The organism is Streptomyces sp. NPDC029169, from assembly GCF_055563935.1.
The window spans coordinates 95,979-108,128 of record NZ_JBVHXA010000004.1 but is presented as its reverse complement, the minus strand read 5'-3'; the positions used below and the strand labels follow the sequence as shown (position 1 = coordinate 108,128).

The window sequence follows — 12,150 nt, the reverse complement described above, 5'->3', positions numbered from 1 at the left end:
ACGCACGCATAGAGCGCCCCGGAGGTGAACGAGCCCAAAAGAGGGGGCACTCTCGTCCGTCCCCGGCCGTTTCCCCCTGTGGGGGCCGGGGACGGTAACGTTCCGGGGAAGTATCGGCCGTACGAGACGGAGTGGCACCGGATGCAGCACGCGATGGGGGCTCCGTTGCCGCCCGATCCCTCGGGCTGGACGCCCGGCGCCGGACGACCCCCCGTGCCGCAGGGCGGACACCACCCCCATCCGCACCCCGTCCCGCCGGGACCGCCCCCGCCCCCCGCCCCGCAGGCCCCCGGCGCCGCCGCCCCGTACTCCGCGCCGCAGGCCCCCGGCTGGGGCTCGGCGGGTGTGCCGACGCACGCGGGACAGGCCGGTTCCCCGCCGCGCGACGTCACCGGACACATACCGCTGCCGCCCGTCGCCGTCCCCGCACCGCCGCCCGCCGAGCCCGGCACCGGCGCGGCGACCCTGGCTGTGCTGCTCATCGGCCCCGCCGGCGCCGGCAAGACGACCGTCGCCCGCCACTGGGCCACGCGCCGGCGCGTGCCCACCGCGCACATCAGCCTCGACGACGTCCGCGAATGGGTCTGTTCCGGTTTCGCCGACCCCCAGTCGGGCTGGAACGAGCACTCCGAGGCCCAGTACCGCCTCGCCCGCCGCACCTGCGGCTTCGCCGCCCGGAACTTCCTGGCCAACGGCATCTCCTGCATCGTCGACGACGCCGTCTTCCCGGACCGGCCCGTCGTCGGCCTCGGCGGCTGGAAGCGGCACGTCGGCCCGGGGCTGCTTCCGGTCGTTCTGCTGCCCGGTCTGGAGATCGTCCTGGAGCGGAACGCCGAACGCAGCGGCAACCGGCGGCTCTCGGACGAGGAGGTCGCGTCCATCCACGGCCGGATGGCCGGGTGGTACGGCTCCGGCCTGCCGATCATCGACAACTCCACGTACGACGTCGAGACCACGGCCCGGGTCCTCGACGAGGTCCTGGCCCGCTCCATAGCCAGCCCGCCCGCCTGGTGACGGCCCCGACGGCCCGAGGGCCCCGGTGGCCTGAAGCGGCCGCCCGTGGCCCGGTCGGCCGTGCTGAGCAGGCCGGGACGCCCGGCCCCTCGTAGGCTCGGAACATGTCAGAGGTGTATGCGGACCGCCGTGTGCGGCTGCGCGACCGGTGCGCGGCAGTCGGCAGCCCGGCGGCCCTGGTCTCCCGCCCCGCCAACGTCCGCTATCTCGCGGGCGGTTCGCCTCCCGGAGCCGTCCTTCTGCTCGGCCCGGACGAGGACGTGCTGCTCTGCCCCACCGCGCCCGGCGGCGATCCGGCCGACGGGCGGCTCGACGAGCTGCTCCGCCAGTCCGTGCTGCCCGCGGCCGGCGGCGATCCGGCGGTCGCGGCCGTCGACGTAGCCCGCAAGGCGGGCGCGGAGGCCCTCGCCGTCGAGGAACACCATCTGACCGTGGCCCGCCACCGGGCGATGGGCTCGGTCGCGCCCCAGCTCCAGCTCGCCGATCTCGGCGGAGCCGTCGAGCAGCTGAGGATCGTGAAGGACGAGGACGAGATCGCCTGTCTGCGGATCGCCGCCGAGATCGCCGACCAGGCGCTCGGGGAGCTTCTCGAATCCATCCTGGTCGGCCGGACCGAGCGGCACCTCGCGCTGGAGCTGGAGCGGCGGCTCGTCGACCACGGCGCGGACGGCGCCGCCTTCCCCACCTCCGTGGGCACCGGCCCGAACTCCGGGCGCGGCGGACACAAGCCCTCGGACCGCCGGGTCGAGGAGGGAGATTTCCTCTCCGTATGCCTCGGCGCCAACTACCGCGGCTACCGTTGCGAGATCGGCCGCACGTTCGTCATCGGCACGACCCCCGCGGACTGGCAGATCGAGCTGTACGACCTCGTTTTCGCCGCTCAGCGGGCCGGCCGCGAGTCGCTCGCCCCCGGCACCGAGTACCGCGATGTGGACCGCGCCGCTCGGCAGATCCTGGACGCGGCGGGCCACGGCGAGGCAGTTCCGCCGGCCACCGGCCACGGCGTCGGCCTCGAAATCGACGAGGACCCGCAGCTCGCACCCGCGGCCATGGGTAAACTGGACGCTTGTGTGCCGGTCACCGTCGAACCGGGGGTCCACCTTCCGGGCCGGGGCGGGGTCCGGATCGATGACACGCTCGTCGTGCGCCAGGAGGCGGACGGCGGACCCGAGCTACTCACCATCACGACCAAGGAGCTGCTCGCGCTGTAGCGCGTACGCCTCCGTGGTCCCACGTCAGTCCAGGAGATTCCGCAACCGTGGCTTCCACGAACGACCTCAAGAACGGCATGGTGCTCAAGCTCGAAGGCGGCCAGCTCTGGTCCGTCGTCGAGTTCCAGCACGTCAAGCCCGGCAAGGGCCCGGCCTTCGTGCGCACCAAGCTCAAGAACGTGCTGTCCGGCAAGGTCGTCGACAAGACCTTCAACGCCGGAGTGAAGGTCGAGACGGCCACCATCGACCGCCGCGACATGCAGTTCTCCTACATGGACGGCGACTACTTCGTCTTCATGGACCTGGAGACCTACGACCAGCTGCACGTCGACCGCAAGGCCGTCGGCGACGCCGCCAACTTCCTGATCGAGGGCTTCACCGCCTCGGTCGCGCAGCACGAGGGCGAGGTGCTCTACGTCGAGCTCCCGGCCGCCGTCACGCTGACCATCCAGCACACCGACCCGGGCGTGCAGGGCGACCGCTCCACCGGTGGCACCAAGCCGGCCACCCTGGAGACCGGTCACGAGATCCAGGTCCCGCTCTTCATCACCACCGGTGAGAAGATCAAGGTCGACACGCGCACGAGCGACTACCTCGGCCGGGTGAACGACTAACCGTGGCCGCCCGCAGCAAGGCCCGTAAGCGCGCCTTCCAGATCCTCTTCGAGGCCGACCAGCGTGGTGCGTCCGTGCAGCAGGTCCTCGCGGACTGGGTCCGGCACGCGCGGTCCGACGACCGTCAGCCGCCCGTCAACGAGTTCACGATGCTGCTGGTCGAGGGGTACGCGGACCACGCGAACCGGATCGACGAGCTCATCGCCACCTACGCGGTGGACTGGGACCTGGACCGGATGCCGGCCGCCGACCGGAACATCGTGCGCCTCGGTGCGTACGAGCTGATCTGGCTGGACGAGACCCCGGACGCCGTGGCGATCGACGAGGCGGTGCAGCTCGCCAAGGAGTTCTCCACGGACGAGTCGCCGACCTTCGTCAACGGCCTGCTGGCCCGCTTCAAGGACCTGAAGCCGCGCCTGCGCCGGGACGCCTGAGAGGCAGCCTCCGGCAGTCGAAGGGGCCCGCAGCACACGTGCTGCGGGCCCCTTCGGCGTACCACCGGAATCGACCGGCACCGATGAAACCGCCGGGGCGGGGAAGGCCCTCAGGCCCGCCCCGCCCCGGCGGCAACGTTTCTGCTCAGTTCTCCTCGTGGGCGACCGCGCGTCGCGCGTCCGCGTCGAGGACGCCCCAGCTGATCAGCTGCTCGGTCAGCACCGAGGGCGACTGGTCGTAGATCACCGCGAGCGTGCGCAGGTCGTCCTGACGGATCGACAGCACCTTGCCGTTGTAGTCGCCGCGCTGCGACTGGATCGTCGCCGCGTAGCGCTGCAGCGGGCCGGCCTTCTCCTGCGGGACGTGGGCCAGGCGCTCCAGGTCGAGGACGAGCTTCGGCGGCGGCTCGGCGGCCCCGCCGGGGGTCGTACCGGGCAGGAGCTCCTGCACCGGGACGCCGTAGAAGTCCGCCAGCTCGGCGAGGCGCTGCACCGTCACGGCGCGGTCACCGCGCTCGTACGAGCCGACCACGACGGCCTTCCAGCGGCCCTGGGACTTCTCTTCCACACCGTGGAGGGAAAGGCCCTGCTGGGTGCGGATGGCACGGAGCTTGGCCCCGAGCTGCTTTGCGTATTCGCTGGACATATAGCTCCCCGGACGCTGGACGCTGTAGACAACGTGCGGCTCCGCCGCCTGGCTGGTAACTCACTGTGAGGTTACGCAGCGTTACTCTCCTCCGTCAAGCCGAATGGTCCATACCGCCCCCTCTCGGGGGACGGCGCCCGGAGTGGCGGCAGGGTGGTGAGCAGGGGAGTCGCCCGCCCCTGGTAGAGTCGATGGCGCACATCCGACGTCCTTTAAGGTCCGTCCCGTGAGGCGGAGAAGGAGGTCCGTTTCATATGGACGCACAGCAGCATTCCGATGCGGCACGCCCTGTTCTCGAGGGCCCCGACATCGCGCGGGTACTGACCCGCATCGCCCACGAGATCGTCGAGCGCGCCAAGGGCGCCGACGACGTGGTCCTCCTCGGCATCCCGACGCGTGGCGTCTTCCTCGCCCGCCGGCTGGCCGACAAACTCGCTGAGATCACCGGACGCACGATCCCGGTCGGCTCGCTCGACATCACCATGTACCGCGACGACCTGCGGATGAAGCCCGCCCGCGCCATCGGCCGCACCGAGATCCCCGGTGACGGGGTCGACGGCCGGCTGGTCGTCCTCGTCGACGACGTGCTCTTCTCCGGCCGTACCATCCGCGCCGCGCTCGACGCGCTCGGCGACATCGGCCGCCCCCGCGCCGTCCAGCTCGCGGTCCTCGTCGACCGCGGTCACCGCGAACTCCCGATCCGCGCCGACTACGTCGGCAAGAACCTCCCCACGTCGCTGCGGGAGACGGTCAAGGTCCAGCTCGCCGAGGAGGACGGTCGCGACACCGTGCTGCTCGGCAGCAAGACCACTGCCTAGCCGGTCCGGCTTCCCCGACGGGTCCAGGGCACACTCCTGCGCGCCCGCACCCCCACGGGCCCTGGGGACACCCCAGACCCCCCACCTCCCGACCACGGAGCACACCCCCGATGATGCGTCACCTCATCTCGGCCGCCGACCTCACCCGCGACGACGCCGTCCTCATCCTCGACACCGCCGAGGAGATGGCCCGGGTGGCCGACCGGCCGATCAAGAAGCTGCCCACCCTGCGCGGCCGGACCATCTGCAACCTGTTCTTCGAGGACTCCACCCGCACCCGGATCTCCTTCGAGGCCGCCGAGAAGCGCCTCTCCGCCGACGTGATCAACTTCGCGGCCAAGGGCTCCAGCGTCTCCAAGGGCGAGTCCCTCAAGGACACCGCGCAGACCCTGGAGGCGATGGGCGTCGACGCCGTCGTCATCCGGCACAGCGCCTCCGGCGCCCCGTACCGGCTCGCCACCTCCGGCTGGATCGACGCCCCCGTCATCAACGCCGGCGACGGCACCCACCAGCACCCCACCCAGGCCCTGCTCGACGCCTTCACCATGCGCCGCCGCCTCGTCGGCCGCGACGCCGGTCTCGGCCAGGACCTCGCCGGCAAGCGCATCACCCTGGTGGGCGACGTCCTGCACAGCCGGGTCGCCCGCTCGAACGTCGACCTGCTGCACACCCTCGGCGCCGAGGTCACGCTGGTGGCCCCGCCCACCCTGGTCCCGGTCGGCGTCGAGACCTGGCCCTGCGCCGTCAGCTACGACCTCGACAGCGTGCTGCCGAAGTCCGACGCGGTGATGATGCTGCGTGTGCAGCGTGAGCGGATGAACGCGGCCTTCTTCCCGACCGAGCGCGAGTACTCGCGGCGGTACGGGCTCGACGGCGAGCGGATGGCGAAGATGCCCGAGCACGCCATCGTCATGCACCCCGGCCCGATGGTCCGCGGCATGGAGATCACCGCCGAGGTCGCCGACTCCGACCGCTGCACGGTCGTCGAGCAGGTCGCCAACGGCGTCTCGATCCGGATGGCCGTCCTGTACCTGCTGCTCGGCGGCAACGAGTCCGTCACCCACCCCCGTACCGAGGAGAAGTAAGAACCATGAGCAAGATCCTTATCCGCGGTGCGAAGGTGCTGGGCGGCGAGGCGCAGGACGTCCTGATCGACGGCGAGACCATCGCCCAGGTCGGTACGGGCCTCATCGCCGAGGACGCGACCGTGATCGAGGCCGAGGGGCAGATCCTGCTCCCGGGCCTGGTCGACCTCCACACCCATCTGCGCGAGCCCGGCCGTGAGGACTCCGAGACCGTCCTCACCGGCACCCGGGCGGCCGCCTCCGGCGGCTACACCGCCGTCTTCGCCATGGCCAACACCTTCCCGGTCGCCGACACCGCCGGCGTGGTCGAGCAGGTCTACCGGCTCGGCAAGGAGTCCGGCTACTGCGACGTGCAGCCCATCGGCGCCGTCACCGTCGGCCTGGAGGGCAAGAAGCTCGCCGAGCTCGGCGCGATGCACGACTCCGCCGCCGGTGTCACGGTCTTCTCCGACGACGGCAAGTGCGTCGACGACGCCGTGATCATGCGCCGCGCCCTGGAGTACGTGAAGGCTTTCGGCGGCGTCGTCGCCCAGCACGCCCAGGAGCCCCGCCTCACCGAGGGCGCCCAGATGAACGAGGGCGTCGTCTCCGCCGAGCTGGGCCTCGGCGGCTGGCCGGCCGTCGCCGAGGAGTCGATCATCGCCCGCGACGTGCTCCTCGCCGAGCACGTCGGCTCCCGCGTCCACATCTGCCACCTCTCCACCGCCGGCTCGGTCGAGATCGTCCGCTGGGCCAAGTCCCGTGGCATCGACGTCACCGCCGAGGTCACCCCGCACCACCTCCTCCTCACGGACGAGCTGGTACGGAGCTACAACCCGGTCTACAAGGTCAACCCGCCGCTGCGCACCGAGCGCGACGTGATGGCCCTCCGCGAGGCCCTGGCCGACGGCACCATCGACATCGTCGCCACCGACCACGCCCCGCACCCGCACGAGGACAAGGACTGCGAGTGGGCCGCGGCCGCCATGGGCATGGTCGGCCTGGAGACCGCGCTCTCCGTCGTCCAGCAGACGATGGTCGAGACCGGACTCCTCGACTGGGCCGGCGTCGCCGACCGCATGTCCGTCAAGCCGGCGCAGATCGGGCAGGCGAAGGACCACGGACGCCCCGTCTCGGCAGGTGAGCCCGCGAACCTGACCCTGGTCGATCCGGCATACCGTGGTCTCGTGGACCCCGCGGGCTTCGCCTCCCGCAGCCGCAACACCCCCTACGAGGGCCGCGAGCTGCCGGGACGTATCACCCACACCTTCCTGCGGGGCCGGGCGACGCTCGTGGACGGGAAGCTGGCGTGACACTCATCGAATTGGCCGCGGAACAGAAGTCGGCGGAGGTGACCGACTGGGCCGGACGGCTCGGCTGGGTCGCGGGTCTCCTGCTCTTCATCGCCTTCGTCTACTGGCTGATGCGCCAGGGATGGAAGTGGCGCGGCAGCCTCCAGTCGGACCTGCCCGAGCTGCCCAGCGCGCCGGAGACGGGCGGTGAGGCGAGACTGACTCTGAGCGGGCGCTACCACGGCTCGACCACGGCCGGGCAGTGGCTCGACCGGATCGTCGCCCACGGTCTGGGCACCCGCAGCCGCGTCGAGCTCACGCTCACCGACGCGGGGATCGAGGTCGTACGCCCCGGCGCCACCGACTTCTTCATCCCGGCCGCCCAGCTGCGCGAGGCCCGCCTCGACAAGGGCATCGCCGGCAAGGTCCTCGCCGAGGGCGGGCTGCTGATCGTCACCTGGGCGCACGGCGAGAAGCTCCTGGACTCCGGCTTCCGGTCCGACCGGGCGGCGGAGCACGCCACCTGGGTCGAGACCCTGAACAGCATGATCAAGACGACGGAAGGCACCGCACGATGACGACCTCCACAAGGGGAACCAGCAAGGTTCCCGCCGTACTCGTCCTGGAGGACGGCCGCATCTTCCGCGGCCGCGCCTACGGGGCCGTGGGGGAGACCTTCGGCGAGGCCGTGTTCTCCACCGGCATGACCGGCTACCAGGAGACCCTCACCGACCCGTCGTACCACCGCCAGGTCGTCGTGATGACCGCCCCGCACGTCGGCAACACCGGCGTCAACGACGAGGACCCCGAGTCCTCCCGTATCTGGGTCTCCGGCTACGTCGTCCGCGACCCCGCCCGCGTCTCCTCCAACTGGCGCGCCAAGCGCTCCCTCGAGGAGGAGCTGCGCCACCAGGGCGTCGTCGGCATCCAGGGCATCGACACCCGCGCCCTCACCCGCCACCTGCGCGAGAGCGGCGCCATGCGTGTCGGCATCTTCTCCGGCAGTGCGCTGCCGGACGAGGGCGTGATGCTCGCCGAGGTCCGCCAGCAGCCCGAGATGAAGGGCGCGAACCTCTCCGCCGAGGTCGCCACGAAGGAGCCGTACATCGTCCCCGCGATCGGCGAGAAGAAGTTCACCGTCGCCGCCGTCGACCTCGGCATCAAGGGCATGACCCCGCACCGCATGGCCGAGCGTGGCATCGAGGTGCACGTGCTCCCCGCCACCGCGACCGCCGAGGACGTGTACGCCGTCAACCCCGACGGTGTGTTCTTCTCCAACGGGCCGGGCGACCCGGCCACCGCCGACGGTCCCGTCGCCCTCATGCAGGCCGTCCTGGAGCGCAGGACGCCGCTCTTCGGCATCTGCTTCGGCAACCAGATCCTCGGCCGCGCCCTCGGCTTCGGCACCTACAAGCTGAAGTACGGCCACCGAGGCATCAACCAGCCGGTCCAGGACCGTACGACCGGCAAGGTCGAGGTCACCGCGCACAACCACGGCTTCGCCGTCGACGCGCCCCTCGACAAGGTCTCCGAGACCCCCTACGGGCGTGCCGAGGTCTCGCACGTCTGCCTGAACGACAACGTGGTGGAAGGCCTCCAGCTGCTCGACCAGCCGGCCTTCTCCGTCCAGTACCACCCCGAGGCGGCCGCGGGCCCGCACGACGCCGCGTACCTCTTCGACCGCTTCGTATCCCTGATGGAGGCCGAGCGTGCCTAAGCGCACCGATATCCAGTCCGTCCTGGTCATCGGCTCCGGCCCGATCGTCATCGGCCAGGCCGCCGAGTTCGACTACTCCGGCACCCAGGCCTGCCGCGTCCTCAAGGCCGAGGGCCTGCGGGTGATCCTGGTCAACTCCAACCCGGCCACGATCATGACCGACCCGGAGATCGCCGACGCCACGTACGTCGAGCCGATCACCCCCGAGTTCGTCGAGAAGATCATCGCCAAGGAGCGCCCCGACGCCCTCCTGCCCACGCTCGGCGGCCAGACCGCGCTCAACACCGCGATCTCCATGCACGAGCAGGGTGTCCTGGAGAAGTACGGCGTCGAGCTGATCGGCGCCAACGTGGAGGCCATCCACAAGGGCGAGGACCGCGACCTCTTCAAGGGCGTCGTCGAGGCCGTCAACGCCAAGATCGGCCATGGCGAGTCGGCCCGGTCCGTGATCTGCCACTCCATGGACGACGTCATCCAGGGCGTCGAGACGCTCGGCGGTTACCCCGTCGTCGTCCGCCCCTCCTTCACCATGGGCGGCGCCGGCTCCGGCTTCGCCCACGACGAGGAGGAGCTGCGCCGTATCGCCGGCCAGGGCCTGACCCTCTCGCCGACCACCGAGGTGCTCCTGGAGGAGTCCATCCTCGGCTGGAAGGAGTACGAGCTGGAGCTGATGCGCGACAAGCACGACAACGTCGTGGTCGTCTGCTCCATCGAGAACTTCGACCCGATGGGCGTCCACACCGGTGACTCGATCACCGTCGCCCCGGCGATGACCCTCACCGACCGCGAGTACCAGCGGCTGCGGGACATCGGCATCGCGATCATCCGCGAGGTCGGCGTCGACACCGGCGGCTGCAACATCCAGTTCGCGGTCAACCCGGACGACGGCCGGATCATCGTCATCGAGATGAACCCGCGTGTCTCCCGGTCCTCCGCGCTCGCCTCCAAGGCAACCGGCTTCCCGATTGCGAAGATCGCGGCCCGTCTCGCCGTCGGCTACACGCTGGACGAGATCCCCAACGACATCACGGAGAAGACCCCGGCGTCCTTCGAGCCCACGCTCGACTACGTCGTGGTCAAGGCCCCGCGCTTCGCCTTCGAGAAGTTCCCGCAGGCCGACTCCACGCTCACCACCACCATGAAGTCGGTCGGCGAGGCCATGGCCATCGGCCGCAACTTCACCGAGGCGCTCCAGAAGGCCCTGCGCTCCCTGGAGAAGAAGGGCTCGCAGTTCGCCTTCACCGGCGAGCCCGGCGACAAGGCCGAGCTGCTGCGCGAGGCGGTCCGCCCGACCGACGGCCGCATCAACACCGTCATGCAGGCCATCCGCGCCGGGGCCACCCCCGAGGAGGTCTTCGAGGCCACGAAGATCGACCCGTGGTTCGTCGACCAGCTCTTCCTCATCAAGGAGATCGCCGACGAGCTGGCCGCCGCCGAGAAGCTCGACCCCGAGCTGCTCGCCGAGGCCAAGCGCCACGGCTTCTCCGACGCCCAGATCGCCGAGATCCGGGACCTGCGCGAGGACGTCGTCCGCGAGGTCCGGCACGCCCTCGGTGTCCGCCCGGTCTACAAGACGGTCGACACCTGCGCCGCCGAGTTCGCCGCCAAGACCCCGTACTTCTACTCCTCGTACGACGAGGAGAGCGAGGTCGCGCCGCGCACCAAGCCCGCCGTGATCATCCTGGGCTCCGGCCCGAACCGCATCGGCCAGGGCATCGAGTTCGACTACTCCTGCGTCCACGCCTCCTTCGCGCTCAGCGACGCCGGCTACGAGACCGTGATGGTCAACTGCAACCCGGAGACCGTCTCCACGGACTACGACACCTCCGACCGCCTGTACTTCGAGCCGCTGACGCTCGAGGACGTCCTGGAGATCGTGCACGCCGAGACGCTGGCAGGACCCGTCGCCGGTGTCGTCGTCCAGCTCGGCGGCCAGACCCCGCTGGGCCTCGCCCAGGCGCTCAAGGACAACGGCGTGCCGGTCGTCGGCACCTCCCCGGAGGCCATCCACGCCGCCGAGGACCGCGGCGCCTTCGGCCGCGTCCTCGCCGAGGCCGGACTGCCCGCGCCCAAGCACGGCACCGCGACCACCTTCGCCGGCGCCAAGGCCATCGCCGACGAGATCGGCTACCCCGTCCTCGTACGCCCCTCGTACGTGCTCGGCGGCCGCGGCATGGAGATCGTCTACGACGAGGCGCGCCTGGAGTCGTACATCGCCGAGTCCACCGAGATCAGCCCCACCCGGCCGGTCCTGGTCGACCGCTTCCTCGACGACGCCATCGAGATCGACGTCGACGCCCTCTACGACGGCGAGCAGCTCTACCTCGGCGGCGTCATGGAGCACATCGAGGAGGCCGGCATCCACTCCGGCGACTCGGCCTGCGCCCTGCCCCCGATCACGCTTGGCGGCTTCGACATCAAGCGCCTGCGGGCCTCCACCGAGGCCATTGCCAAGGGCGTCGGTGTCCGCGGACTGATCAACATCCAGTTCGCCATGGCCGGCGACATCCTCTACGTCCTGGAGGCCAACCCGCGTGCCTCCCGCACCGTTCCCTTCACCTCGAAGGCGACCGCCGTGCCGCTCGCGAAGGCCGCCGCCCGCATCTCGCTCGGCGCGACCATCGCCGAGCTCCGCGAGGAGGGCCTGCTGCCGAAGACCGGCGACGGCGGCACCCTGCCGCTCGACGCGCCGATCTCCGTCAAGGAGGCCGTGATGCCGTGGACCCGCTTCCGTGACATCCACGGCCGCGGCGTGGACACCGTCCTCGGCCCGGAGATGCGCTCCACCGGCGAGGTCATGGGCATCGACTCCGTCTTCGGCACGGCGTACGCCAAGTCGCAGGCGGGCGCGTACGGCCCGCTGCCCACCAAGGGCCGCGCGTTCATCTCCGTCGCCAACCGCGACAAGCGCTCGATGATCTTCCCGGCCCGCGAACTGGTCGCCCACGGCTTCGAGCTGATGGCCACCTCCGGCACGGCCGAGGTGCTCAAGCGCAACGGCATCAACGCCACCGTCGTGCGCAAGCAGTCCGAGGGCGAGGGCCCGAACGGCGAGAAGACGATCGTCCAGCTGATCCACGACGGTCAGGTCGACCTGATCGTCAACACCCCGTACGGCACCGGCGGCCGCCTCGACGGCTACGACATCCGTACGGCGGCGGTGGCCCGCTCCGTCCCGTGCCTCACCACGGTCCAGGCGCTCGCCGCCGCCGTCCAGGGCATCGAGGCGCTCGGCCACGGCGACGTCGGCGTCCGCTCGCTCCAGGAACACGCGGAACACCTGACCGCGGCCCGCGACTAGCAACCCACGAGGGGGACACCGGAAACGGTGTCCCCCTCG

At 70.9% G+C, this 12,150-nt stretch carries 11 protein-coding genes; 10 read left to right on the top strand and 1 reads right to left on the bottom strand.

The annotated features are described in order from the left end of the window. Nucleotides 1-141: 141 nt before the first annotated feature. The 4 genes from ACZ4VI_RS09685 (at nucleotide 142) to nusB (ending at nucleotide 3,273) form a co-directional block, all read left to right on the top strand. A complete protein-coding gene (locus ACZ4VI_RS09685) occupies nucleotides 142-1,014 on the top strand; it encodes an AAA family ATPase (protein WP_467998264.1) in 873 nt (290 codons plus the stop codon). Nucleotides 1,015-1,118: 104 nt separating this feature from the next. After that, a complete protein-coding gene (locus ACZ4VI_RS09680; protein ID WP_467998262.1) occupies nucleotides 1,119-2,225 on the top strand; it encodes an aminopeptidase P family protein in 1,107 nt (368 codons plus the stop codon). A gap of 47 nt (nucleotides 2,226-2,272) precedes the next feature. Continuing rightward, entirely contained in the window at nucleotides 2,273-2,839 is a 567-nt protein-coding gene (gene efp / locus ACZ4VI_RS09675) for an elongation factor P (RefSeq protein WP_467998260.1), read from the top strand. Nucleotides 2,840-2,841: 2 nt separating this feature from the next. Next, complete coding sequence (nusB, locus tag ACZ4VI_RS09670; RefSeq protein WP_467998258.1) at nucleotides 2,842-3,273, top strand: transcription antitermination factor NusB; 432 nt, start codon at nucleotides 2,842-2,844, stop codon at nucleotides 3,271-3,273. Between the two features lie 145 nt (nucleotides 3,274-3,418). On the opposite strand, the gene bldD is transcribed toward nusB, so the two are convergent. Then, nucleotides 3,419-3,919: a transcriptional regulator BldD gene (bldD, locus tag ACZ4VI_RS09665; protein ID WP_015032294.1), complete on the bottom strand. Its 501-nt coding sequence runs from the start codon at nucleotides 3,917-3,919 to the stop codon at nucleotides 3,419-3,421. 254 nt (nucleotides 3,920-4,173) lie between these two features. On the opposite strand from bldD, the gene pyrR reads away from it, so the two are divergent. The 6 genes from pyrR to carB all read left to right on the top strand — a co-directional run bounded on the left by pyrR (nucleotide 4,174) and on the right by carB (nucleotide 12,111). Continuing rightward, on the top strand, nucleotides 4,174-4,737 hold the full coding sequence (pyrR, locus tag ACZ4VI_RS09660; protein ID WP_467998256.1) for a bifunctional pyr operon transcriptional regulator/uracil phosphoribosyltransferase PyrR: 564 nt from the start codon (nucleotides 4,174-4,176) through the stop codon (nucleotides 4,735-4,737). Nucleotides 4,738-4,847: 110 nt separating this feature from the next. After that, complete coding sequence (locus ACZ4VI_RS09655) at nucleotides 4,848-5,822, top strand: aspartate carbamoyltransferase catalytic subunit (RefSeq protein ID WP_467998254.1); 975 nt, start codon at nucleotides 4,848-4,850, stop codon at nucleotides 5,820-5,822. A 5-nt stretch (nucleotides 5,823-5,827) separates the two neighbouring features. After that, complete coding sequence (locus tag ACZ4VI_RS09650; RefSeq protein ID WP_467998252.1) at nucleotides 5,828-7,114, top strand: dihydroorotase; 1,287 nt, start codon at nucleotides 5,828-5,830, stop codon at nucleotides 7,112-7,114. Continuing rightward, nucleotides 7,111-7,671: a PH-like domain-containing protein gene (locus ACZ4VI_RS09645; RefSeq protein WP_467998250.1), complete on the top strand. Its 561-nt coding sequence runs from the start codon at nucleotides 7,111-7,113 to the stop codon at nucleotides 7,669-7,671. The genes ACZ4VI_RS09650 and ACZ4VI_RS09645 overlap by 4 nt, the downstream gene beginning before the upstream one ends. Then, entirely contained in the window at nucleotides 7,668-8,810 is a 1,143-nt protein-coding gene (carA, locus tag ACZ4VI_RS09640; RefSeq protein ID WP_467998248.1) for a glutamine-hydrolyzing carbamoyl-phosphate synthase small subunit, read from the top strand. The genes ACZ4VI_RS09645 and carA overlap by 4 nt, the downstream gene beginning before the upstream one ends. Then, nucleotides 8,803-12,111 carry a carbamoyl-phosphate synthase large subunit gene (gene carB / locus ACZ4VI_RS09635; RefSeq protein WP_467998246.1) on the top strand — a complete coding sequence of 1,103 codons (3,309 nt, stop codon included), beginning with the start codon at nucleotides 8,803-8,805 and terminating at the stop codon, nucleotides 12,109-12,111. Before carA ends, carB begins: the two co-directional genes overlap by 8 nt. Nucleotides 12,112-12,150: the final 39 nt, after the last annotated feature.